The organism is Flavobacterium sp. UBA6195, assembly GCF_002422095.1.
Taxonomy (GTDB): Bacteria; Bacteroidota; Bacteroidia; order Flavobacteriales; family Flavobacteriaceae; genus Flavobacterium.
In genome coordinates this window covers 1-24,108 of sequence record NZ_DITB01000032.1, presented here as the reverse complement: position 1 = coordinate 24,108, position 24,108 = coordinate 1, and the positions used below count along the sequence as shown (strand labels likewise).

23 protein-coding genes are annotated in these 24,108 nt (G+C 33.2%); 11 read left to right on the top strand and 12 right to left on the bottom strand.

The annotated features are described in order from the left end of the window. Nucleotides 1-2: 2 nt before the first annotated feature. Nucleotides 3-1,292, bottom strand: a complete 1,290-nt coding sequence (locus B4I81_RS02370) for an anthranilate synthase component I family protein (protein ID WP_291106987.1) — start codon at nt 1,290-1,292, stop codon at nt 3-5. A 185-nt stretch (nt 1,293-1,477) separates the two neighbouring features. Between B4I81_RS02370 and B4I81_RS02365 the strand changes: the two genes are divergently transcribed. The 3 genes from B4I81_RS02365 (at nt 1,478) to B4I81_RS02355 (ending at nt 4,095) form a co-directional block, all read left to right on the top strand. Then, the gene (locus B4I81_RS02365) at nt 1,478-2,371 is read left to right on the top strand and encodes a DUF4349 domain-containing protein (protein ID WP_291106985.1); all 894 of its coding nucleotides are present in this window, start codon (nt 1,478-1,480) and stop codon (nt 2,369-2,371) included. 84 nt (nt 2,372-2,455) lie between these two features. Next, nucleotides 2,456-2,830, top strand: a complete 375-nt coding sequence (locus tag B4I81_RS02360; RefSeq protein ID WP_291106983.1) for a DoxX family membrane protein — start codon at nt 2,456-2,458, stop codon at nt 2,828-2,830. A gap of 113 nt (nt 2,831-2,943) precedes the next feature. Further along, nucleotides 2,944-4,095: an alpha/beta hydrolase-fold protein gene (locus B4I81_RS02355; RefSeq protein WP_291106981.1), complete on the top strand. Its 1,152-nt coding sequence runs from the start codon at nt 2,944-2,946 to the stop codon at nt 4,093-4,095. Nucleotides 4,096-4,230: 135 nt separating this feature from the next. Here the strand turns inward: B4I81_RS02355 and lpdA are convergent, their stop codons facing one another. After that, nucleotides 4,231-5,634, bottom strand: coding sequence for a dihydrolipoyl dehydrogenase (lpdA, locus tag B4I81_RS02350; protein ID WP_291106979.1), 1,404 nt, complete (start codon nt 5,632-5,634; stop codon nt 4,231-4,233). Nucleotides 5,635-5,731: 97 nt separating this feature from the next. After that, nucleotides 5,732-6,187 carry an Lrp/AsnC family transcriptional regulator gene (locus tag B4I81_RS02345; protein WP_291106977.1) on the bottom strand — a complete coding sequence of 152 codons (456 nt, stop codon included), beginning with the start codon at nt 6,185-6,187 and terminating at the stop codon, nt 5,732-5,734. A 183-nt stretch (nt 6,188-6,370) separates the two neighbouring features. Between B4I81_RS02345 and B4I81_RS02340 the strand changes: the two genes are divergently transcribed. The 8 genes from B4I81_RS02340 to B4I81_RS02305 all read left to right on the top strand — a co-directional run bounded on the left by B4I81_RS02340 (nt 6,371) and on the right by B4I81_RS02305 (nt 17,125). Then, complete coding sequence (locus B4I81_RS02340) at nt 6,371-7,573, top strand: aminotransferase class I/II-fold pyridoxal phosphate-dependent enzyme (protein ID WP_291106975.1); 1,203 nt, start codon at nt 6,371-6,373, stop codon at nt 7,571-7,573. Nucleotides 7,574-7,676: 103 nt separating this feature from the next. Beyond that, nucleotides 7,677-9,848 carry a S9 family peptidase gene (locus tag B4I81_RS02335; protein ID WP_291106973.1) on the top strand — a complete coding sequence of 724 codons (2,172 nt, stop codon included), beginning with the start codon at nt 7,677-7,679 and terminating at the stop codon, nt 9,846-9,848. Nucleotides 9,849-9,957: 109 nt separating this feature from the next. Further along, on the top strand, nt 9,958-11,427 hold the full coding sequence (nhaC, locus tag B4I81_RS02330; protein WP_291106971.1) for a Na+/H+ antiporter NhaC: 1,470 nt from the start codon (nt 9,958-9,960) through the stop codon (nt 11,425-11,427). A gap of 138 nt (nt 11,428-11,565) precedes the next feature. Next, nucleotides 11,566-13,746 (top strand): catalase/peroxidase HPI, encoded by a 2,181-nt coding sequence (katG, locus tag B4I81_RS02325; RefSeq protein WP_291106969.1) that lies wholly within the window; start codon nt 11,566-11,568, stop codon nt 13,744-13,746. Nucleotides 13,747-13,942: 196 nt separating this feature from the next. Then, nucleotides 13,943-14,578, top strand: coding sequence for a peroxiredoxin (locus tag B4I81_RS02320; protein WP_291106967.1), 636 nt, complete (start codon nt 13,943-13,945; stop codon nt 14,576-14,578). Nucleotides 14,579-14,657: 79 nt separating this feature from the next. Continuing rightward, a complete protein-coding gene (locus tag B4I81_RS02315) occupies nt 14,658-14,966 on the top strand; it encodes a thioredoxin family protein (protein WP_291106965.1) in 309 nt (102 codons plus the stop codon). Between the two features lie 2 nt (nt 14,967-14,968). Then, a complete protein-coding gene (locus B4I81_RS02310; RefSeq protein ID WP_291106963.1) occupies nt 14,969-15,226 on the top strand; it encodes a DUF6952 family protein in 258 nt (85 codons plus the stop codon). A 153-nt stretch (nt 15,227-15,379) separates the two neighbouring features. Beyond that, complete coding sequence (locus B4I81_RS02305) at nt 15,380-17,125, top strand: alpha/beta fold hydrolase (protein ID WP_291106960.1); 1,746 nt, start codon at nt 15,380-15,382, stop codon at nt 17,123-17,125. A 31-nt stretch (nt 17,126-17,156) separates the two neighbouring features. Here the strand turns inward: B4I81_RS02305 and arsB are convergent, their stop codons facing one another. The 9 genes from arsB to rpsA all read right to left on the bottom strand — a co-directional run bounded on the left by arsB (nt 17,157) and on the right by rpsA (nt 23,957). Next, entirely contained in the window at nt 17,157-18,188 is a 1,032-nt protein-coding gene (arsB, locus tag B4I81_RS02300) for an ACR3 family arsenite efflux transporter (protein ID WP_291106958.1), read from the bottom strand. Next, nucleotides 18,189-18,896: an aromatic aminobenezylarsenical efflux permease ArsG family transporter gene (locus B4I81_RS02295; RefSeq protein WP_291106956.1), complete on the bottom strand. Its 708-nt coding sequence runs from the start codon at nt 18,894-18,896 to the stop codon at nt 18,189-18,191. Nucleotides 18,897-18,899: 3 nt separating this feature from the next. Beyond that, the gene (locus B4I81_RS02290; protein WP_291106954.1) at nt 18,900-19,307 is read right to left on the bottom strand and encodes a nitrophenyl compound nitroreductase subunit ArsF family protein; all 408 of its coding nucleotides are present in this window, start codon (nt 19,305-19,307) and stop codon (nt 18,900-18,902) included. A gap of 2 nt (nt 19,308-19,309) precedes the next feature. After that, nucleotides 19,310-20,284: a permease gene (locus tag B4I81_RS02285; RefSeq protein WP_291106952.1), complete on the bottom strand. Its 975-nt coding sequence runs from the start codon at nt 20,282-20,284 to the stop codon at nt 19,310-19,312. A 1-nt stretch (nt 20,285) separates the two neighbouring features. Then, on the bottom strand, nt 20,286-20,519 hold the full coding sequence (locus B4I81_RS02280; RefSeq protein WP_291106950.1) for a thioredoxin family protein: 234 nt from the start codon (nt 20,517-20,519) through the stop codon (nt 20,286-20,288). Between the two features lie 4 nt (nt 20,520-20,523). Continuing rightward, a complete protein-coding gene (locus tag B4I81_RS02275; protein WP_291106948.1) occupies nt 20,524-21,135 on the bottom strand; it encodes a low molecular weight phosphatase family protein in 612 nt (203 codons plus the stop codon). A 49-nt stretch (nt 21,136-21,184) separates the two neighbouring features. Further along, entirely contained in the window at nt 21,185-21,661 is a 477-nt protein-coding gene (locus B4I81_RS02270; protein ID WP_291106946.1) for a DUF6428 family protein, read from the bottom strand. Between the two features lie 103 nt (nt 21,662-21,764). Further along, nucleotides 21,765-22,088, bottom strand: a complete 324-nt coding sequence (locus B4I81_RS02265; protein ID WP_026726706.1) for an ArsR/SmtB family transcription factor — start codon at nt 22,086-22,088, stop codon at nt 21,765-21,767. 105 nt (nt 22,089-22,193) lie between these two features. Further along, a complete protein-coding gene (gene rpsA, locus B4I81_RS02260; RefSeq protein WP_026726707.1) occupies nt 22,194-23,957 on the bottom strand; it encodes a 30S ribosomal protein S1 in 1,764 nt (587 codons plus the stop codon). Nucleotides 23,958-24,108: the final 151 nt, after the last annotated feature.

The following is a 24,108-nucleotide window of genomic DNA, read 5'->3' as shown; positions in this document are numbered from 1 at the left end:
AATTATTTGGATTGCAGCACTTCAAACATCGCTTTTGCCTTCAACAAACATTCTTCATACTCCATTTCTGGAATAGCCTGAGATGTTATAGCACTTCCAACAGAAAATGATAAATATTGATTTTCCGAATTATACAAAATACTTCGAATTACGACATTGAAATCAAAATCTCCATTTGGAGTAAAATAGCCTACTGCTCCACTGTATAAACCGCGTTTTGTTTCTTCCAAGTCTTCAATAATTTGCATAGCCGAAATTTTTGGCGCTCCCGTCATACTTCCCATAGGAAAAGTGGTTCTTAGAATTTCGATGGGTGAAGTCGAATTTTCTACTTCGGAAACAATCGTAGAAATCATTTGATGTACTTGCTTAAACGTGTAAATCTGACACAATTCTTCTACTTGAACGCTTCCTTTTGTGGCGGTGTGCGATAAATCGTTGCGAACTAAATCCACAATCATGATGTTTTCTGAACGCTCTTTTTCGTTTTGAGCTAAATCGAATTTTAATTGTTCGTCTTGTTCTAAATCGAGACTTCTTTTGGCTGTTCCTTTAATCGGTTGGGAAATGACTTTATTTCCTTCTTTTCGCAAATAACGCTCAGGTGAAGCGGAAAGCAAATACTGAAAATTATTCTTGAAGTACACAGCAAAAGGCGGTTCGGAAATAGCATTTAGTTTTTGATAAATTTCCAAGGGTTCGATTGGAGCCTTTTCGGCATAAAATTCCATGCAGAAATTGGCTTCGTAAATGTCGCCACGATGAATGTGTTCGAGCATTTTGGAAACTTTGGAAAGGTAATTTTCCTTTGAGATACGTTGCTGAATTTCAACATCAGATGACGGAACACTAAATACTAAACACTGAATTATTTCTACGAAATCTAATTCTATTTCGTCATCACACATTCGTAAATATTGAATTTCTATCTGATTTCCTTTAATCAAAAACAACTTTTTAGGTTGAAAGAAAAACAAATCTGGGAAATCTAATCCATCGAAATTATTAGATTGTAAAGCTTCGATATCATTTTTTAAATCGTAGGATAAGTAACCAAACAACCAATCTTTCGTTTGACTTTGGTATTGATACAAATCTTGAAACGCGTTTTCGTAATCGGTTTTAATAGAAGTAAAAGCATCCACCGCTAAAACCACATCGTAACTGGAATACTTTTGATGATAGTCATTCGAATCTAAAAACACAACTTCTCTGTGTTGGTTCGCCCAATGTAAAAGTTGGTTTTTAAAGTCGGAAAAATGCGAAATATCTTTTGTAATTACTGTTCTCAAATTGGAAAATTTACTTCGTAAAAGTACAACAAAAAAATAGTTGTTGAAAAATGGTTCAAATGTTAAAATTTGGCACGGTTTTTATTCTTGCCTCAATAACTAACCCAATTAAAAATTCATTTGTATTGATTCTAAAACTACATGTATTAAAAACAATTAATCAATAACTTTAAAAATGAATTTTTATGAACAAAAACACCAAAATCGTATTGACTTTGCTAGCACTTGGTTTAATAGTAGCATGTAAAGAAAGTGTTGCTGAAGAAACCCCTGATTATTCGGAAAATGTTGCAACTGATAGCACAAGTGTTGTTTCTTCTTCCGCAGCCGTTGAAAACAAAAACAGCAATCGGAAATTTGTTCGAACCGCCGATGTGAAATTTAAAGTCAAGAATGTTGCCAAATCGACTTATGCGATTGAAGATGCGACAACGAAATTTGGTGGATTTGTAACGTATACCCATCTTCAAAGCAACATTCACAGCGAAGACCGAACCAAAGTTAGTCAGGATAGTACTTTAGTGACTACAAAATATAAAGTGGATAACAACATTACCATTCGTGTTCCGAATACGAAAATGGATACGGTGATAAAAACCATAGCAAAACAAATTCATTTTTTAGATTATCGCATCATAAAAGCAGATGATGTTTCCTTACAAATGTTATCGAATGAATTAGCGCAAAAAAGAAGCAATTTATCTGAAAAACGTTTGGCAAATGCAATTGATTCGAAAGGAAAGAAACTAAATCAAGTTGTGGATGCCGAAGTAACCTTAGATGCAAAAAAAGAGCAAAATGATGCTTCAAAATTGCAGAATTTATCGTTACAAGACCAAGTCAACTTTAGTACTTTAACGCTAAACATTTACCAAGACGAAAGCATCAAACAAGAAATGGTGGCTAATGAAAAAAGCATCAACGCTTACCGACCAAATATTGGTTTACAAATTTGGGATAGTGTAAAAACGGGTTGGTTTATGTTGGAACATATTATTTCGTTTATTGTGGTGCTTTGGCCTTTTGCCTTAATTGTGTTTTTAGGATTGTTGGGATATAAAAAGTTTTTGAAAAAGTAAGAAATTAGCCATCGGGAAACCGATAGTTTTTTGTTTACATAATTTAGTATCTTTGAAATAACTAATCAAAAAACTATTCAAATTATGAAAATTGCAACAATTATTGTTCGTGTGCTTTTAGGAGCTTTGATGCTTTTTGCTTCTATTTCTTATTTCTTCAATTTAGGAGAACAACCTGCACCAACTGGTGATATGGCCACTTTAATGGGAGGATTGATGGCTTCAAAATACATGTTTCCATTGGTAAAATCAATAGAATTAATTGCGGGTTTAATGCTTGTAAGTGGAAAATTTATCAAATTAGGAACCCTTTTATTGTTACCCATTTCGGTGAATATTTTTCTAATTCATACTGTAACGCAAGTATCTGATTTACCTGTTGCTATATTTGTTTTAGCTGCTAATATCTTTTTAATTTATGCCAATAGGGATGGTTTTAAAGAAATTGTAAAGCCGTAAAATTTAAAATTATTTAACTGAATTTTATCTTACATATACACCCAAAGTTGGGTTGCTAAGTATGATTTTGTTATACATATGAACAAGTTGTGTGTTATTATAAAACCTACAAAATGAAATTAAAATTTGGACTATTATTATTCATTGTATTTTTTAGTCAAACTTTTGCCCAATCAATTGCAAGGGTTGAAAATGTTAAAATACATTCAAAAGCATTAAATCAAGAAAGAGAAGTTTTGATATACACTCCTATTGACTATGATTGGAGAACAAACGAGTATTTTAATGTGATTTATGTTTTTGACAGCCAAAACAGGGAATTTTTTGATTATACGACTTCAATAATTTCTTTTTTGACAGATGGAAATAAATCTTTTATCGTAGTTGGAATAACTTCTCCTTTCGATGAAAAACTTGACTATTCAAGGAATAACGATTTATTACCAATATTGGAAACAGAAGAATCAAAGAAAAGATACGGTAAATACTCAGGTAACGCAGACAATTTTTTGAATTTTGTAGAAACTGAGTTAATTTCTTATGTAAATTCAAAATACAGAATTTCAAATCAAAACATTGCAGTAGGTCACTCTTTAAGTGCATCGTTTATTTTATATTCTTTAATTCAGAAGCCAAATCTTTTTCAAAATTATATAGCAATTTCGCCAAATTTTGCATATGATGATGACAAATTAAGTAAAGACATTATTAAATTTGACTTTGCAAAATTAAAAAAAGAATCTTTCATTTATTTAAGTAACGCAAATGAAGGTATTGAATATTGGAAAGAATGGAAGCCTGCGAGAGAGAACGTATACTCTTTTTTCAAAGATTCCATTAAAAGCAAAAAACTAACAGTTGAAATTGCTGAATATCCTGAAAATAATCATTGGAATACATTTCCACCAAGTTTGAATAATGCTTTAAAATTCTACTTTGAAAATATTCAGAAAAAGCAAGAAAGAGAATTAAGCAAGGAAATTTATGAAGTCAAGATAAAAGTAAAAGTTAATAACAAAAATGACACAATTTATATAACAGGAAACCAATCAAGTTTGGGAGATTGGAATCCTAACAAAATTGAAATGAAAAAAACTTCTGATTATGAAAGAAGTATTGTTTTGAAAGTCCAAAGTCCAGCTCAATTCAAATTCACAAAAGGAAGTTGGGATACAGAATTACAAGTAATTGGAACATATAACAATTTGACTATCAATCCTGTAATAAAGAAAGAATTTGAATTTGAAATTATGAAAAATGAATAACTAAATATAACAGAAGTTCGGTAAAATATTAAAACCAACCTAAAAAATCTATTTTTAACTCCTCATAATCTTTAAAATAAAAAAAGCCGAAATTTCAATTGAAATTTCGGCTTTTTGATATAATAACTTTTCTATTTACACGTGTAATGCTCTGTTATCTGTTGCTGCTAGTGCTGCTTCTTTGATAGCTTCTGCAAACGTTGGGTGTGCGTGTGACATTCTTGAAATATCTTCTGCACTTGCTCTAAATTCCATTGCTGTAACTGCTTCTGCAATTAAATCGGCACATCTTGCACCAATCATGTGAACGCCTAAAACTTCATCTGTTTTTGCGTCTGCTAAGATTTTTACAAATCCGTCAGTGTCTCCTCCTGCTCTAGCTCTACCTAATGCTTTGAATGGAAAACTTCCTGCTTTGTAAGCTACACCTTCAGCTTTTAATTGCTCTTCTGTTTTACCTACAGCTGCAACTTCTGGCCAAGTGTAAACTACACCGGGAATTAAATTATAATCGATATGAGGTTTTTGTCCCGCTAAAATTTCAGCAACCATTACTCCTTCTTCTTCCGCTTTGTGTGCTAACATCGCTCCACGAACTACATCACCAATTGCATAAATATTAGAAGCCGAAGTTTGTAAATGATCGTTTACTTCGATTTGACCTCTTTCGGTAACTTTTACTCCTGCTTTTTCAGCGTTTAATCCATCTGTATAAGGACGACGACCTACAGAAACTAATGAATAATCCCCTTCTAACGTGATGATTTCTCCTTTAGCATTTTCTGCTTTAACCGTTACAACATCTCCAGCTCTTTCTACTGATTGAACTTTGTGAGACGTATAGAATTTCATGCCTTGTTTCTTCAATACTTTAGTCAACTCTTTTGATAAAGCAGCGTCCATTCCTGGAATAATTCTGTCCATGAATTCAACAACAGAAACTTGCGCTCCTAAACGTAAATACACTTGACCTAATTCGATTCCGATAACACCACCACCAATAATTACTAAATGTTTTGGAACTTCTTTTAGTTTCAAAGCTTCAGTAGAAGTAATGATTCTTTCTTTATCTAATTTGATAAATGGCAAGCTAGAGGGTTTAGAACCTGTAGCAATAATAATATTTTTAGATTCGATGATTTCCGAAGAACCATCTTCTTTAGTCACTTTTACAGAAGTAGCGCTTTCAAACGAACCTACTCCATTGAAAACTGTGATGTTGTTTTTATCCATTAAGAATTTTACACCACCCGAAGTTTGATCCACAACTGCTTGTTTACGAGCAATCATTTTTTCTAAATTCACTTTTACATCTCCCGAAACTTCAATTCCGTGGTCTGCAAAGTGTTGTAACTCTTCATAATGATGCGAAGATGCTAATAATGCTTTAGATGGAATACATCCTACATTTAAACACGTTCCTCCAAGAGTTGAATATTTTTCAATAATAGCTGTTTTAAAACCTAATTGGGCACAACGGATAGCTGAAACATATCCTCCAGGGCCAGAACCAATAATGGTTACATCAAATTGACTCATGATTGTATATAAAGTTTGTTGTTCGACTTAAATTCGGATACAAAAGTAACGCTTTTTGAATTAATTCTTTGTTACTTTTTTGGTAAATTATTATAGCTTAGTTTAAAGTAAAAGCGGTTGTATATTTTACTTCTCCAATCATAAAAGAACTATGCGTACTTCCGATATGCTGTAAACCGGTAAGTTTCGTAACCATGAACTCACGGTATTCTTCCATATCTTTTACATTTACTTTTAAAATGTAATCGTAATCACCACTCACGTGATAACATTCTGAAACTTCGGTTAATTTGACTACTTCATTTTCGAAAGTTGTGATGTAGTCTTTTGTATGCTGGTTTAATTTGATGTGACAGAAAACCACGAAAGATTTTTCTAATTTAACTCGGTCTAAAAGTGCTACGTATTTGGTAATAACTCCTTCTCTTTCTAGTTTTTTAATACGTTCGTAAACAGCGGTTACGGAAAGATTTAATAATAAGGAAAGCTCCTTAGTTGTCCTTTTAGTGTCTTCTTGCAGAAAACCTAAAAGTTTTTTGTCGATTGCGTCCATTGGTTAGTTGTGTTGTTTGTTTTTTAGTTGTCAGCAAATGTAACTAAAACGAATAAATAACAGAAATAAAAACTACAACTTTAACTAAATTTAGAATAAAAATCTAATTTTAATTTCAAGTATTGAATAATAGTTTGTCAAATTATATTTTTGATTTAAAATAAACAACTAAACTTTAAAATTATGGAAAAATTTAATCCGGCAGATCGTATTCAAGATTTACAATATTTCGGAGAATTTGGTGGTGTAAATCCATCGATTTCAGATAGTTCAACATACACATTTCTTTCAGCAAAAACGATGTTTGACACCTTTGAAGGTAATGCTGAAGGTTGTTATTTATATTCACGTCATTCATCTCCAAGTAATTTATATTTAGACAAAGCTTTGGCAGCAATGGAAGGTACAGAATCGGCAAATGTTGCTGCTTCTGGAATGGGAGCTATCACTCCTACTCTTTTACAATTGTGTGGAAATGGTGACCATATAGTTTCAAGCAGAACTATTTACGGCGGAACGTATGCTTTCATGAAAAATTTCGTTCCAAGAATGGGCATCAAAACTACTTTTGTTGACATCACAAAATTAGACGTAGTTGAAGCGGCTATCACTCCAAATACAAAAGTTTTATATTGTGAAACCGTTAGTAATCCTTTATTAGAAGTAGCTGATATTGCTTCATTGGCAAAAATCGCAAAAAAGCATAATATCAAATTAGTAGTTGATAATACGTTTTCACCTTTATCAGTTGCTCCTGCGAAATTAGGTGCTGATATCGTAATTCATTCTCTAACAAAATACATTAACGGAAGTAGCGATACAGTTGGTGGTGTGGTTTGTGCGTCTCAAGAATTCATCAACAGCTTGAAAAATGTAAACGACGGAGCAAGTATGCTTCTAGGTCCAACAATGGACAGTTTGCGTTCGGCTTCTGTAATGAAAAACTTAAGAACGTTACACATCAGAATGAAACAACACAGCCACAATGCAATGTATTTGGCTAACAAATTTGAAGCTGACGGAATTAAAACGGTTTACCCAGGTTTAGCAAGTCACCCAAGTCATGAAATTTACAAAACCATGATTAATCCAGAATATGGTTTTGGAGGAATGATGACGATTGACGTAGGAAGTTTAGATAAAGCCAACGCGTTGATGGAATTAATGCAAGAAAGAAACTTAGGATATTTAGCGGTAAGTTTAGGATTTTACAAAACGTTATTCAGTGCTCCTGGAACTTCAACTTCATCAGAAATTCCATTGGAAGAACAAGCAGAAATGGGATTAACGGATGGTTTAATTCGTTTTTCAATTGGTTTAGATAACGATATCGAAAGAACCTACGAAATGATGAAACAATGTATGGTAGAATTAGGAGTTTTATAATTCCATCAAAATAAATGTAACAAATCCGATTTAGCAATGAATCGGATTTTTTTTGTAACAAATACGTAACTTTGAACTCTAATGCACAATTAATTTACCTGTAATGAAAAAATATATTTTAAGTTTTCTATTGGTTGGAAGCTTTGCCGTGGCGCAAAATCTGACTATTGAAGAAACCGTTTTAGGACCAAGAAAATATGCTCCAACAACACAAACTGCCCAACAATGGCGTAAAGATTCCAAATCCATCACCTATTTAAGTACAGACTTTTCTTCTCTAGTTGAAAAAAGCGCTGCAAACGGTTGGACCGCTTCCACTTTAGCTACAAAAGCTGAATTTGAAACCGCTTTGAAATCGAAAATCTCAAATGATGAGTTTGCGATTAGAACGTTTCCATTTACTATCAATTGGAAAACCGTAAATACATTTGAAACGGAAGTTACAGGAAAGAAAAATAATTACAAAGTATCTTATGATGTCGTTTCAAAACAAATCACTTCGGTAATTAGCTATGCAATTGAAGGGGCTCAAGCGAAATTTGCTTCTAATAATAATGTAGCTTGGTTACAAGAAAACAATATCCGAATCACAACTCCTTCTGGACAAGTTATTGAAGTTACGAATGACGAAAACAAAGCAATTGTAAACGGTTCTGATTATGTTCACCGTCAAGAATTTGGTATCGATCGAGGCATGTGGTGGAATGAAAAAGGAACACAATTAGCTTACTATCGCAAAGATGAAACTATGGTAGCTAATTATCCGATTACCAATTGGAACGAGCGCGAAGCAACCAACAAAGATATTAAATATCCAATGGCTGGAATGACTAGCGAGAATGTCACTTTGGTAATTTACGATGTAGCTTCAGGTAAAAAAGTAACGATTCAGACTGGTGAACCAAAAGATCAATATTTAACTATGGTGACTTGGGAACCAACAGGAAAACATATTTTTATCGGAATTTTAAATCGTGAACAAAATTTTTTGAAATTCAACAAATATGACGCGGCAACAGGTACTTTTGTAAAAACGTTGTTTATGGAAAAAGCGGCTACTTGGGTAGAACCACAACATGCGTTAACTTTTGTACCAAATAACCCAACTCAATTTATTTATCAAACCGATTTCTATGGTTTCAACCAAATGTATCTGTACAATACCGATGGAAAATTATTGAAAAACTTAGGTTTTAATGATGTTGTAGTAAAAGACGTATTAGGTTTTGATGCTACCAACACCAAAATAAACTACATCGGAACAACCAATAATGGATTAGACCGTCAATTGTTTCAAGTGGATTTAAAATCAGGGAAAACCATTCAACTAACTACTGTTTCTGGAACTCATACAGCTTCTGTTTCTTCAGATGGAACGATGATTTTAGACCAATACAGCAACTTAACCACTCCAAACGAAATTTCGATTTTAAACATCAAAAATAAAATGGCGAATACTTCTTTAGTAAAAGCCGAAAATCCTTTCACAGGAAAAATTGATTTACCTAAAATTGAATTCGTAACCTTAACTTCTCCTGATGGACAAACGCCATTAAACGGAAGATTAATTTATCCAGGTAACTTTGATGCTACGAAAAAATATCCCGTAATGGTTTATGTTTACGGAGGTTCTCACGCACAATTAGTGAACAATCGTTGGTTAGGCGGTGCTGGATTCTTCGATATTTACATGGCTCAAAAAGGATACGTAGTTTTTACGTTAGATAATAGAGGTAGTGATTCTCGTGGGAAAAAATTCTGTGAGGTTACGCATAGAAATTTAGGCGTAAACGAAATGGCCGATCAGATGAAAGGAATTGAATTCTTGAAATCAAAATCATTTGTAGATGCAGACAAAATTGGAGTTTTTGGATGGAGTTTTGGAGGTTTCATGACGACTTCATTAATGACGAATCATTCAGACGTATTTAAAGTGGGTGTAGCTGGTGGACCAGTTATCGATTGGAAATACTACGAAATCATGTACGGAGAACGCTATATGGATACGCCACAAGAAAATCCTGAAGGATATGAAAAAACTTCTTTATTAAACAAAGCGAAAAATTTAAAAGGAAGATTGTTAATTATTCACGGAGCACAAGATCCTGTGGTCGTTCAGCAACACAGCATGAATTTTATTGAGGCTTGCATTAAAGCAGGAAAACAAGTAGATTATTTCTTATATCCAAACCACGAACATAACGTAGGTGGAAGAGATCGAATTCACATGTATGCAAAAATTGCAGATTACTTTGATTTACACTTGAAAAAATAAATTTTCACAAAATAAAAAGCGAATCCGTTGAATTATCAGCGGATTTCTTTTTTAAGAAGTTTTCAAAATATAAAGCATTTTTCTATATTGCAACCTCAAACAAAACTAAATGGATACTAAAATCATAAAAAACAGAGAGTTAAAACTTTGGGAAGCCTTAATTCCTGTTTTTGCTCTAATTGGAATGCTTGCTTACAATGTACTTTTTGCCTATAACGGACCCGACGATAATGCTTTAGGTGGAAGTAATCAATTTATTTTATTGATGGGAGGTGCTGTTGCCGCTATTATGGGCTATATTTCTAAAGTTCCTTTTCATAAAATGCTTGACGAAGTAGCTAATAACATCAAATCTACTGCTGGAGCTATCTTAATTTTATTAATGGTAGGTGCATTAGCCGGAACTTGGATGGTTAGTGGTATTATTCCTTCCATGATTTATTATGGATTACAAATATTAAGCCCTGCAATCTTTTTACCTGCAACTGTAATTATTTGTTCGGTAATTTCAATTGCAACCGGAAGTTCTTGGACAACATCTGCAACGGTAGGTATTGCTTTAATTGGAATTGGTGGTGCTTTAGGTTTTGATTTAGGAATGGTTGCCGGAGCAGTAATTTCAGGTGCTTATTTTGGAGATAAATTATCGCCAATGTCAGACACAACCAACCTTGCTCCTGCTATGGCGGGAACTGATTTGTTTACTCATATTAAATATATGACATTAACTACAATTCCTACTTACATTATCACTTTATTGTTATTCATTATTTTAGGACTTTCAGTAGATGTAACAGGTGAAGCTAATACCGATGATTTATTAAATTCAATAACGGCAAGTTTTAACGTAACGCCTTGGTTATTTTTAGTTCCAATTATTGTTATTGGATTAATCGTAAAGAAAACAGAACCTTTAGTTGCGCTATTAGTTGGAACTTTATTAGCTGGAATTTTTGCTATTGTTTTCCAACCTGAAGTTGTTAACGGAATCACAGGTGCTGACAGCATGACTTTTAAATCAGCTTATAAAGGAGTCATGGAAGCTATTACATCTAAAGTAGTAGTGCCAACAGAAAATAAAACTTTAATAGATTTATTTACTTCTGGTGGAATGGCTAAAATGTTGCCTACTATTTGGCTAATTATTTGCGCAATGGTTTTTGGAGGAATTATGGATGCTATTGGAGCTTTATCAAGAATTAGTGAATCCTTATTAAAATTAGCACATTCTACTTTTGGTTTATTCGCTTCAACTGTTGGAAGTTGTTTAGCATTAAACATTACGGCATCTGACCAATATTTAGCTATTGTAGTGCCAGGTAAAATGTTTGCAAAAGCTTATAAAGATAAAGGTTTAGCTCCTGAGAACTTAAGTAGAACTCTAGAAGATACCGGAACGGTAACTTCGGTTTTAGTGCCTTGGAATACTTGTGGTGCTTATCAAGCGGGAACTCTAGGCGTTTCAACTCTTGATTATTTACCTTATGCCTTCTTTAATATTCTGAGTCCATTAATGACGTTAATTTTCGCAGCATTCAATATTAAAATCAGACAATTGATTAATGCTATCAAAGAATAGATTCACTATAATTTTAATTTATACTTAAATAAAATTTAACCATTACTTTAACAAGGTAGTGGTTTTTTTATTCGTAAATTAGCAAGTGTAGAAAATTAAAAAACAAACACTTACAATTATAAATTAAAATTATTGAATATGGAAAACTCAAACGACATTAGCAAATGCCCATTTCATCAAAACCAAAAAGGATTAAGTGATGGTGTTAAAAATCACGATTGGTGGCCAAAATCATTGAATTTGGATATTCTTCATCAACATGATACCAAAACCAATCCATTAGGAGAAAACTTCAATTATGCAGAGGAATTCAAAAAACTAGATTTAGAAGCCTTAAAATCCGATTTAAAAAACTTAATGACTGAAAGTCAAGATTGGTGGCCAGCCGATTGGGGTCACTATGGTGGTCTATTTATCCGTATGGCATGGCACTCTGCTGGAACCTACAGAATTTCAGATGGTCGTGGTGGTTCTGGAACAGGAAATTTGAGATTTGCACCGTTAAATAGTTGGCCTGATAATGGAAACTTAGATAAAGCAAGAAGATTATTATGGCCTATCAAAAAGAAATATGGAAACAAAATTTCTTGGGCTGACTTAATGATTTTAGCAGGAAATATGGCCTACGAATCGATGGGATTGAAAACATTTGGATTCGCTGGTGGTCGTGAAGATATTTGGCACCCTGAAAAAGATATATATTGGGGAGCAGAAAGAGAATGGTTAGCTAAATCAGGAAGTAAAGGCACAAGATATTCAGGAGAAAGAGATTTAGAAAATCCGTTAGCAGCTGTAATGATGGGATTAATTTATGTAAACCCAGAAGGTGTTGACGGACAGCCCGACCCACTAAAAACCGCTCATGACGTTCGCATTACTTTCCAAAGAATGGCAATGAATGATGAAGAAACCGTAGCCTTAACTGCAGGTGGCCACACCGTTGGAAAAGCACACGGAAATGGCGATGCCTCTACTTTAGGTCCAGAACCAGAAGCAGGTCCAATTGAAAATCAAGGTTTTGGTTGGTTAAACCCAAAAGGTGGCGGTGCAAATGCTGTTACTAGTGGTTTAGAAGGTTCTTGGACAACGCATCCAACGCGCTGGGACAACGAATATTTCCATTTATTATTAAACTACGATTGGGAATTAAAGAAAAGTCCGGCTGGAGCAAATCAATGGGAACCGATTAATATTAAAGAAGAAGACAAACCAATCGACGCACATAATCCTTCAGTAAAAAGAAATCCGATTATGACAGATGCCGATATGGCTATGAAAATGGATCCCGCTTACAGAGAAATTTCAGAGCGTTTTTATAAAGACCCTGCTTATTTTTCAGATGTTTTCGCAAGAGCTTGGTTCAAATTAACACACAGAGACTTAGGTCCAAGTTCTCGTTATTTAGGTGCTGATGCTCCAAAAGAAGAATTAATTTGGCAAGATCCTATTCCAACAGCAGATTATACGTTATCAGATTCAGAAATTGAAGATTTAAAAGTAAAATTATTAAATTCTGGATTAACTAGAACCGAATTAATCAATACCGCTTGGGACAGCGCAAGAACTTTCAGAGGTTCCGATTTTAGAGGTGGTGCTAATGGAGCACGAATCCGATTAGAACCACAAAGAAATTGGGTAGCCAACGAACCTCAAAGACTGCAAAAAGTATTAAATAAATTAGTCGAAATCCAAGCTGGTTTATCGAAAAAAGTAAGCTTAGCAGATTTAATTGTTTTAGGAGGAAGTGCCGCAATCGAACAAGCTGCAAAAGAAGGCGGATTTAACGTTAAAGTTCCATTCCATGCAGGAAGAGGCGATGCTTCACAAGAAATGACAGATACCGAATCATTCGAAGTTTTAGAACCAACAAACGATGCTTTCAGAAACTTCATGAAAGCGAAATATGTTGTGGAACCAGAAGAATTAATGTTGGACAAAGCGCAACTTTTAGGCTTAACCGCTACAGAAATGACAGCTTTAATTGGAGGAATGCGTGTTTTAGGAACTAATTTTGGAGGAACCAAACATGGTGTTTTTACTGATAAAGAAGGTGTGCTTACAAATGATTTCTTCGTGAACTTAACAGACATGAACTATTCATGGAAACCTGTTGGAGATAATCTTTATAACATCGTAAACAGAAAAACAGGTGTTACTAAATGGACCGCCACACGAGTAGATTTAATCTTTGGTTCAAATTCAATTCTTCGTGCTTATGCTGAAGTGTATGCACAAGACGACAACAAAGAGAAATTCATAAATGATTTCATCAATGTTTGGACAAAAGTAATGAACGCTGACCGATTTGATTTGAAATAATTGCAATATAAAAGTCACTAAAACCACCTAATTTCAGGTGGTTTTTTTATTTTATTGCTTTAAATTTTGATGGAAAAATCTTCCATAATTTTTATCTATCACAATATCTAAAAATATAATAAATATCATGTTTTTTTGTTGTTTCTATTTGTAATTTCGCACTCAGAAAAATAACAATAATTTTAAATACAAAATCATGGCATTAGTTGGAAAAAAATTCCCAAACATTACAGTAGACGCGATCTCTTTTATGGGAGATAATTTAAGAATCAATGTTTTAGAAGAAGCGGCTAACAACAAGAAAAAAGTAATCTTATTTTGGTATCCAAAAGATTTTACTTTCGTATGCCCAACAGAATTACACGCTTTTCAAGCTGCTTTACAAGAATTTGAAAAAAGAAACACAATGGTAATTGGTGCTTCATGTGATACAAACGAAGTACACTTTGCTTGGTTAAATACGGCTAAAGATAACGGTGGAATCGAAGGAGTAACTTACCCACTTTTAGCTGATACAACAAGAAATTTAGCTGCTGCTTTAGATATTTTAGATGCAGAATGGGTTTACAACGAAGATTTAAATGACGAAATCTTAGAAGGTTCAAACGTTACTTTCAGAGCTACTTATTTAATTGACGAAGATGGAAAAGTATTCCATGAAAGCGTTAACGATATGCCATTAGGAAGAAACGTAAACGAGTACTTAAGATTAATCGATGCTTACACTCACGTTCAAACTAAAGGTGAAGTTTGTCCTGCTAACTGGGAAGAAGGAAAAGATGCAATGAACGCTGATAGAAAATCTACAGCTGCTTATTTAGCTTCTCACTAAAATAATATGTCAATAATCAATGTGTCAATTAGACAATAATTGGCACATTGATATATTGTCTAATTGAAAACTAAAAAAAATGTTTACAGAAATAGAACAAGATAATTTAGCGGAAATTGTTGCATCAAACGAAACAGTTGTAGTGCAATATTCAGCATCATGGTGTGGAAATTGCCGCATTATGAAACCAAAATTCAAAATGATGGCTTCTCAAAACGAAGCAGTTCCTTTTGTAATGGTGGATGCCGAAAAATTTCCAGAATCAAGAAAATTAGCAAAAGTGGATAATTTACCTACGTTTGCTACTTTCAAAAATGGTGTTTTAGTAAATCAAACACAAACTAATAAAGCTGAAGTTTTAGCGGAATTAGTAAATGAAGTAGTTTAATTATGAAATTACCCGTTATAAAACAGTTAACTCAATTTATTGAAGATAACGATCAAGATTATTTAGTAGAAACTATAGAAGTTTTAGAAAATCTTTGTGAAGTTTCATCGCTAAAAGACGAAGAATTAGATGTAATTGCTGAGTTAATATCTAATATGTATGGAGCCTTAGAGGTGAATCAAGCCATCAAAAATGGCGCTGATAAAAAAACCGCTTTAAACGATTTTATGAAGCGTGTTTTAGGTTCGATAGACAAATAATACTATTTTAAAATAATGAATATATTAAGCTTTATGTGAAAAACATAGAGCTTTTTTCATTTAAACAAACAAATAAAACAAAAATTATATGCATTCATAGTAATTTAACAATTTATTTATATATTGCGCATTATTAAATCAAAAATAATGTGTATGAATAAAATTACTTTGTTTGCATCATTTGCCTTAATGTTTATATCCTCGATCGTTTTTTCTCAAAATGAGCGAATCGAATTCAAACCAAGGTCTGCAGATTTTGAATATTTTGAGTACAGAAACGATAGTATTTTCTCTTTAAAAACTCCTATTCAAAACACAACAAGTAGAGTTTTTGAAAGCAAACTACCCTACCCTATTATTTTTATACACGGATTAAATTCAAGTTCAGAAACTTGGAATACATCAACTGATTATTATGACACCCAATATGGTTTTACTTTTGGTGGTCGTTTTGATTTTTGTTTAAATGCTGACAACAATAACACTACAACAAATAAAAATTTCTACCCAACAGCTGGAGCTGATATTGCTGCATTTGAATCTTTAGTACAAAATGGTGATTATTATTATGTAAACTTCAACGTAAACCCAAATGGAGCTGTGGGAACAACAGTACTCAGTAACCAATCGGCAATTGCTAAACAAGGTACTGCGGTAAGAGTTGCTGTTCAAAGAGTTATGGAAGTAACAGGTAAAGATAAAGTAATTTTAGTAGGACATAGTATGGGGGGATTAGCTTCAAGAGAATATATCCAAAATTCCTATAATTGGCAATCGGATAACCAACATCACGTAGCCAAACTATTGACTCTTGGAACTCCTCATGGAGGAAGTAACGCTAGTGACAATCCAATTGCTTTTTTTACAAGTGTTAGTCCTCAATCTGAAGCTATTAGAGATTTAAAAACTACCTATTATTACAGTGGTGAAGGTAGTCATTTCTTATTTGGAGGTTTAGAAGTACAGAATAGTGCTAGCATGAACGATAATTCAAATTCTCCAGATTTTTTCAATTCTGACATAAATTGCAATGGTATTTTAGGGGAAAACATACAAGGTTTAAACCAAAAACCAATTGATAATCTTATTGATTTTTCATGTGTTATTGGAAGAATTACCAATGCTTTCGGAAGTAATGTTACCACAGACGGAGTTGTTCCTGAACCATCTTCAAATATGAATACTTATCTAACCGGATTAACTTATCCTGCCAAATTATTCTATTTTAATTCTGGTTATGACTTAATTGAAAATCATACAGAATTACCAGGCTATCCATACCAAATGATGCAAGGTTTAGACGAACCAAATTTCAAAGAATTAGCTTATGGAATCCAAACAAATAAAAACTACATAGGCTACACAACGGTTCAAAACCCAACAGGTGCAGACAATGATTATTTTAAATTTACAGTAACTGATAATGTAAATGCGATAGTAAATGTAAGTAGTATTGTAACTTCAGCTATGAACGGTACAATTTTAAATTCGGCAGGAACAGCTGTTGGAGCATCCCAAAATAATAGTGGTGCTACAATTAGTTTTACAAGAACGCTTGCACCCGGAGATTACTATTTAAAACTTACAAGCACAAATCCAACTAATACCAATTATACAACACCTTACCAATTCAACATTACCACTACTTTAAGTGCCGATGATACTAGTTTTGAATCATTTGTTTTTTATCCTAATCCTGTAAAAGATATTTTGAATTTAGAAAATATAACTTTATCAAAAGCAACCGTTTATAGTGTATTAGGACAATTAATAGAAACTAAAACTTTTGAAAACGCAACTTCTAACACATTAGATTTGTCTAGTTTAGAAAGCGGAATCTACTTAATTGTATTAGAAAACGATTCCCAACAAAAAACAATAAAAGTGATTAAAGAATAATACAAAAAACGCTCTTAAACAGAGCGTTTTTTTATTTAAAATATTTCTTCTTTAACCAGAAAGCTACATTCACTAAAATTATCAAAGCGGGAACTTCTACTAAAGGGCCAATCACACCAGCAAAGGCTTGTCCGCTATTAATTCCAAATACCCCGATAGATACTGCTATTGCTAATTCAAAATTGTTTCCTGAAGCGGTAAACGATAATGCAACTGTGTCTCTATAATCAGCTCCAATTTTCTTAGCTACAAAAAACATCAAGAAAAACATAATTACGAAGAAAATGACTAATGGAATTGCAATTCTTACCACATCCATTGGTAAATCAACAATCATTTCGCCTTTTAAACTAAACATAACTACAATGGTAAAAAGTAGCGCTATCAAAGTAATTGGAGAAACAAACGGAATGAATTTCTGATTGAAAAACTTATCGCCCAAATACTTTTTGATTGCATAACGGCTAATCACAGCCAATGCAAACGGAATTCCTAAATAAATTCCAACCGTTTTAGCGATTTCGGCAATCGTGATATTTAATTCTAAACCTTTGATTCCGAATAAAGGCAACATGATTTCCAAATAGAAATAGGCATACAAACTGAAAAAAAACACCTGTAACAAACTGTTTATTCCAATTAAACCTGCTGTTAATTCACGGTTTCCTTCTGCTAATTCATTCCAAACGATTACCATTGCAATACAAGGCGCAATTCCTATGATAATTAATCCCATCATGTATTCTGGATAATCTTTCAGGAAAAAAGTCGCTAATAAAAACATCAGAAACGGCCCTACAATCCAAGTGATGAAAAACGAAGCGGATAATAACTTTGGTTTTTCAAACATTTGAGGCACTTTAGAAAAATCGATTTTGGTTAATGGTGGATACATCATTAAAATCAAACCAATTGCCAACGGAACATTTGTAGTTCCTGATGAAAAGGAATTGATAAAATTAGCTGAATTGGGAATGAAATAGCCTATTCCTACTCCAATTAACATCGCTAAGAAAATCCAAAGCGTTAAATAGCGGTCTAAAAATCCTAATCTTTTTTTCATTTATACAATTTTTAAATAAATATTAATGTAATACAGTCCTGTTATGATGAAAGTTAACGCGGCAATAATTCGCATTACTTTTTCAATTTTAGTAATGGTTTTGAAATAATTTACTAGTTTTTCCATGCTAAAAGCAATCACAAAAGCGAAGAAAATTACGGGTAATCCTGTTCCAATTGAGAAAACTACAGGTAATAATAACCCTTCACTCGATGCTAATGTCATTGGAATCAACATCGCAAAAAACAAAGCTCCGCTATACGGACAAAATGCCATGGCAAACAAAGCTCCTAATAAAAATGAACCTAACAACCCTTTGGTTTTGAAGGTTTCTGATAGTTTTTCTGTTAAATTAAATCCTTTTATAAAATTCAACTTGATTACATCTAACATAATTAATCCTATGATTATCAATACATAACCAATATACTTTTCACCATTTCCTTGAAACAATTTTGCTACTTGAAATTTACTTGCTCCAAAATAAATCAATGCTCCAATAAAGGTATATGAAAACATTCTTCCTAAAGTATAAAGCAATCCACTTAAAACTACTTTTCTTTTGTTATTGATGGTTTTTGCAATAAAAGCGGTCGCCGTTATGTTCGTCGCCAACGGACACGGAGCTATTGCAGTCAATAAACCTAGGGCAAAAGCGGCAAGAACTGGAAACTCTTTATTTTCGGCAAAGGTTTGAATGAAATCCATAGATTATTTGAATTCGGAAATTTCCTTTTGAAGTTCGGTTTTAAACTTTTCGCCTTCATTTTTGGCATACATAAAAGCCATTTCAGTTAGATCTTTAATCGTTTTCGTTTTCGAATTATATAAGTATAAAGACGTTCCTGTAGCCTCAAATTGTTCGGCAACTTTGGCGTTTTTTTCGTCGTCAACATTATACAAAACAAAAGAAATTGCATCATTTCCTTTGATAGTTTCTTTGCTTAATTTTTCAATGTTATTGCAGGTTACACAACGATGTTCGGTATGAAATTGAATTAACTGAACTTCAGTAGTTTTTGAATTTTCAACAATTGGTTTTACATCTTCTTTTACTTCGTTTTTGCACGAAAAAAAGGTTGTAAATACCGCAAACACTATGATAATTTTTGTTTTCATCTTTATAAAATTAAATTAAATACATAACCCGAAATTATGATGCAAGTTGCCACTACTCCAAAGAAAATAGCTATTAATTTCCAAGTCATCACTTTTTTAAGCATTGTAGCTTCAGGAATGGATAAGCCTACAACTGCCATCATGAAGGCAATTGCTGTTCCTATAGGAATTCCTTTTTGAACAAATACTTGAATTATTGGTAAAACACCAGCTGCATTGCTATACATGGGTACTCCGAGTATTACAGCAATAGGAACTGCAAACGGATTCTCTTTACTAATATAGGCTTCAAAAAATCCTGTTGGAATAAATCCGTGCATCATGGCTCCTATTCCTATTCCGATGATAATGTACAAAAAAACACCTTTAATTATTAAAAATGCTTCTCTAAAAATAGAAGGTAAACGTTTTGAAAAAGTCAGTTTTTCTTCTTGTAAATCACTTTCCTTTTCGGCATTTGCTAAAACTCCTTGCACCCATGGCGATAAATGTTTTTCTAACTTTAGTTTTCCTAAAATATATCCGCCAATCATACCTAGTAAAATTCCACTAGAAACATAAATTAAGGTTGCTTTTAAACCAAACATACCGATAAACATTGCAATTGCAACTTCATTTACCAAAGGCGATGTTATTAAAAATGCAAAGGTTACTCCAAGTGGAATTCCTCCTTTCACAAAACCAATGAATAACGGAACCGAACTACAAGAACAAAATGGCGTAATGGCTCCAAACGTAGAGGCAAACAAATATTCTAAGCCAAATAATTTATTTCGAGAAAGATAGTTTCTTATTTTATCTACTGGGAAATAAGAATTAACAACACCCATAACCGTTGTGATAATAAACAATAAGATTAAAATCTTTATCGTATCATATACAAAAAAGTTGAGTGCATCGCCCAATTTTGTGCCTTGAGCAATGTTAAAAACCGAGTAAATCAGCCAATCAGAAAGGTTTTGTAGCCAGTCGAACATCTTATGAAAGTGCTTCTAAAATTTCTGATTCAGATGGAACTTTTCCTTTTATTTTGACAACCTCATCTACTACAACTGCTGGGGTTGACAATATATTATATTCCATAATTTGCTGAATATCTTCTACTTTTTCAACCGTTGCATCGATGTTATTTTTTGCAATTGCATCTCTAACTGCTTGTTCGGTGGCTTTGCATTTAGCACAACCTGTTCCTAAAATTTTAATTGTTCTCATGATATTATTTTTTAATTTGTGAGAATACATAATACATTTCAGAAGCTATCTGCAAACTTCTTTCTGCATATTTTTCGTTCATTACATCCGTTCCGTCAAATGCTTTTGGATCGTCGTATTTGATTGGGAATCTCGCTTCTGCACCAAAAACCATTGGACAACCTTCATCAGCATTATTGCAGGTCATGATAGCGCCAAAGTTAGTCTTCGGATTAAAATCATTGAAATACGTTTTTGAAAAACAGATTATAGGATGTTGATTATCATCAAACTTCACCGCATAAACGGGATTTTGTTCTTCGCTTAACTTCTGAATTTGAAATCCTTGATTCACTAATGTTTCTACTACTCTTGGAAACATCGCTGTAGCTTCCGTTCCGCCAGAATAGCAAAATACATTCTTTATTCCGAATTGAAATGCCATCGTTTGTGCCCAAATTTGGGATAAATGACTTCTTCTAGAATTGTGCGTGCAAATGAAATTCAATCGAATTTCTTCGTTAGCATTGACTTTATTTTGAATGTAATCTACTAAAGGATTCAACACTTGTTTTCTTTCGTTTGAAACTGCAATTTCTTCAATTGACTTGATAGTTTTTGATAAATTTTCTAACATAGTTATCCGATTGACTGGTGATAAGTAATTAGTGATTAGCTTTTTAAAATTAACAACAACCTGAATCGGGTGTACAACAAGAAGTTTGTTTGGGTTTCCACTCGCCTATTTTAACTTTCATCTTTTCTGGAGGAATTCCACAATTGTCTTTTGCTAAGCAATCCGTAAGTTTTGTCGTTAGTAAGAAATTTGTTCCATCAAAATCCAAATTAAATTTCCCAATGGTTTCCTTCATTTGGTATTCGACTTCGATCTCTAAATCAGGTAAGTCTAAGGTTTTTTCTGAAAGTTCTATGATGTGAATTAACTTCTCTGGATGCAATCTGTGGTCGTAATCATTGGTTTCCCAAAGTTGAAAGTTGATTACTTCTTCTGTGCGAACAGTTCCACCGCAATCGATGAAATGTTTGGATACTTTTCCTACTTCCGTAACATGGAAATGACTTGGTACTAAATCGCCATTAGGCAATTGAAAAGCTATTTGAGAAAGCTGTTTTAATTCGGATTTGATTTCTGATAATCTCATAGTTGTGTTTTATAAATTGTTTTCAAAAGTTCTCGATACAATTTTTAAAAGCAAAAATTAGCATTTTCTCTTTTAAAAATCACTCGAAGTGACGTTGCTTCACTTAGCAACATTTGTTTTTTAACTTATGACGAATCATACCAAAGTGATTTTCAATTTTATCAATGGTATCTGGATTGATACAATAACAGATTGCGGTTCCCTCGATAGTCCCTTTGATGATGTTGGCGTTTTTTAATTCTTTTAAGTGTTGTGAAATTGTAGGTTGCGCTAATGGCAATTCGTTTACAATATCACCACAAATACAAGTATCGACGGTTAATAAATAGTCTACAATTGCTATACGAGCAGGATGTGACAAAGCTTTGAATAAAGTTGCCATTTCGTTTTGCTCTATTGAAAAAGAATCTGATTTTGATGCTCCCATAATTATTTAAATTATTATATTGCAATATTACGATAAACCAATATAATACACAATAAAAAATCCCGAAATTTCTTTCGGGATTTAAAATATTTAGAAAATTAGAGATTATTTGCCTCCTTTTTCCATTTTAGCTTTTAATTCAGCAAGAATATCGTTGTTATCACCTAAAGTAGATGTTTGTGCTGGAGCTGAAGTGTTTTCTGCTACAGTTTTAACGTTTTTCTCTTCTTCTTCTCTGAAGATAGCTGTGTGAGAAGCTACTACTCTTTTGAATTCTTTGTTGAACTCAATAACTTTAAAGTCAGCAGTATCTCCTTTTTTCAATTTTTTACCGTCTTCTTTTTCTAAGTGACGTGTAGGAATGAAAGCAACGATATCGTCACCAAATTCTACAGTAGCTCCTTTGTCAACGATTTCTGAAATTGTTCCGTTGTGGATAGTTCCAACAGCGAAAGCATCTTCATACTTATCCCAAGGATTTGGAGTTGTTTGTTTGTGACCTAAAGATAATTTACGACCTTCAACATCTAACTCTAAAACAACTACGTCTAATTTATCACCTACGTTTACAAATTCAGATGGGTGTTTGATTTTCTTAGTCCAAGATAAATCAGAGATATATACTAAACCGTCGATACCTTCTTCTAACTCTACGAAAATTCCGAAGTTAGTAAAGTTTCTAACGATTCCAGTGTGTTTAGAACCTACTGGATATTTAGCCGTGATATCTGTCCATGGATCTTGAGTCATTTGTTTGATACCTAAAGACATTTTTCTTTCATCTCTATCAAGAGTTAAGATAACTGCCTCTACCTCATCACCAATTTTCATGAAATCTTGAGCTGATCTTAAGTGAGTAGACCAAGACATTTCAGAAACGTGGATTAAACCTTCAACACCTTCAGCAACTTCGATGAAAGCACCGTAATCAGCTAAAACAACTACTTTACCTTTAACTTTATCACCTACTTTTAATTCAGCTCCTAAAGCATCCCATGGATGAGCGTGTAATTGTTTTAAACCTAATTGAATTCTTGTTTTCTCATCATCGAAATCAAGGATTACAACGTTTAATTTTTGGTCTAATTCTAATACTTCAGATGGGTGGTTGATTCTTGACCAAGATAAGTCAGTGATGTGGATTAATCCGTCTACACCTCCTAAGTCGATAAATACACCGTAAGAAGTAATGTTTTTAACAACACCTTCTAATACTTGACCTTTTTCTAACTGACCGATAATTTCTTTTTTCTGAACTTCGATATCAGCTTCGATAAGCGCTTTGTGAGATACTACTACGTTTTTGAATTCGTGGTTAATTTTAACTACTTTGAATTCCATAGTTTTGTTCACATATTGATCGTAATCACGGATTGGTTTTACATCAATTTGAGAACCTGGTAAGAATGCTTCGATTCCGAATACGTCAACGATCATACCACCTTTAGTTCTACATTTTACGAAACCATTAACGATTTCTCCTGTTTCATTAGCAGCGATAACTCTATCCCAAGCTTTGATAGTTCTAGCTTTTCTGTGAGATAATACTAACTGACCTGTTTTGTCTTCACGAACATCAATTAATACTTCTACTTTATCACCAACTTTTAAGTTAGGATTGTAACGGAATTCGTTTAAAGAAATAACACCTTCAGATTTAGCGTTGATATCAACGATTGCATCTCTCTCAGTAATTCTAACAACTACACCTTCTACTACTTCTTCTTGGTCTGTAGCAATGAATGTTTTAGTTACTAGATCTTCAAATTCTTGTAAGTTTTTTTCGTCTACTGGATCAATACCTTCTGCATAATTATGCCAGTTAAAATTCGCTAAAAACTCTTCTTGTGTTTTGTTAATTTCAGACATGCTGATTAAAAATTTGTATGTTGGGTTTCTTGCGTTTCTTAATGCGAAGAGAAAACATCAACAGTGTTTTACATAAATAATTGATTCCTAATGGAAACGCTATTCGCCAAAAGGTGCGCAAAAGTACAACTATATTTTTGATTTACAAAAC

Bases quoted from the DNA above. Each gene is read 5' to 3' on its own strand.
- B4I81_RS02320 (WP_291106967.1), top strand. From the start codon at position 13,943: ATGGCATTAGTTGGAAAAAAATTCCCAAACATTACAGTAGACGCGATC.
- B4I81_RS02280 (WP_291106950.1), bottom strand. From the start codon at position 20,519: ATGAGAACAATTAAAATTTTAGGAACAGGTTGTGCTAAATGCAAAGCC.
- B4I81_RS02345 (WP_291106977.1), bottom strand. From the start codon at position 6,187: ATGGACGCAATCGACAAAAAACTTTTAGGTTTTCTGCAAGAAGACACT.
- B4I81_RS02355 (WP_291106981.1), top strand. From the start codon at position 2,944: ATGAAATTAAAATTTGGACTATTATTATTCATTGTATTTTTTAGTCAA.
- B4I81_RS02275 (WP_291106948.1), bottom strand. From the start codon at position 21,135: ATGTTAGAAAATTTATCAAAAACTATCAAGTCAATTGAAGAAATTGCA.
- B4I81_RS02335 (WP_291106973.1), top strand. From the start codon at position 7,677: ATGAAAAAATATATTTTAAGTTTTCTATTGGTTGGAAGCTTTGCCGTG.
- B4I81_RS02315 (WP_291106965.1), top strand. From the start codon at position 14,658: ATGTTTACAGAAATAGAACAAGATAATTTAGCGGAAATTGTTGCATCA.
- B4I81_RS02310 (WP_291106963.1), top strand. From the start codon at position 14,969: ATGAAATTACCCGTTATAAAACAGTTAACTCAATTTATTGAAGATAAC.
- B4I81_RS02285 (WP_291106952.1), bottom strand. From the start codon at position 20,284: ATGTTCGACTGGCTACAAAACCTTTCTGATTGGCTGATTTACTCGGTT.
- katG (WP_291106969.1), top strand. From the start codon at position 11,566: ATGGAAAACTCAAACGACATTAGCAAATGCCCATTTCATCAAAACCAA.
- nhaC (WP_291106971.1), top strand. From the start codon at position 9,958: ATGGATACTAAAATCATAAAAAACAGAGAGTTAAAACTTTGGGAAGCC.
- B4I81_RS02305 (WP_291106960.1), top strand. From the start codon at position 15,380: ATGAATAAAATTACTTTGTTTGCATCATTTGCCTTAATGTTTATATCC.
- B4I81_RS02360 (WP_291106983.1), top strand. From the start codon at position 2,456: ATGAAAATTGCAACAATTATTGTTCGTGTGCTTTTAGGAGCTTTGATG.
- lpdA (WP_291106979.1), bottom strand. From the start codon at position 5,634: ATGAGTCAATTTGATGTAACCATTATTGGTTCTGGCCCTGGAGGATAT.
- B4I81_RS02265 (WP_026726706.1), bottom strand. From the start codon at position 22,088: ATGGGAGCATCAAAATCAGATTCTTTTTCAATAGAGCAAAACGAAATG.
- B4I81_RS02340 (WP_291106975.1), top strand. From the start codon at position 6,371: ATGGAAAAATTTAATCCGGCAGATCGTATTCAAGATTTACAATATTTC.
- arsB (WP_291106958.1), bottom strand. From the start codon at position 18,188: ATGAAAAAAAGATTAGGATTTTTAGACCGCTATTTAACGCTTTGGATT.
- B4I81_RS02290 (WP_291106954.1), bottom strand. From the start codon at position 19,307: ATGAAAACAAAAATTATCATAGTGTTTGCGGTATTTACAACCTTTTTT.
- B4I81_RS02270 (WP_291106946.1), bottom strand. From the start codon at position 21,661: ATGAGATTATCAGAAATCAAATCCGAATTAAAACAGCTTTCTCAAATA.
- B4I81_RS02295 (WP_291106956.1), bottom strand. From the start codon at position 18,896: ATGGATTTCATTCAAACCTTTGCCGAAAATAAAGAGTTTCCAGTTCTT.
- B4I81_RS02365 (WP_291106985.1), top strand. From the start codon at position 1,478: ATGAACAAAAACACCAAAATCGTATTGACTTTGCTAGCACTTGGTTTA.
- rpsA (WP_026726707.1), bottom strand. From the start codon at position 23,957: ATGTCTGAAATTAACAAAACACAAGAAGAGTTTTTAGCGAATTTTAAC.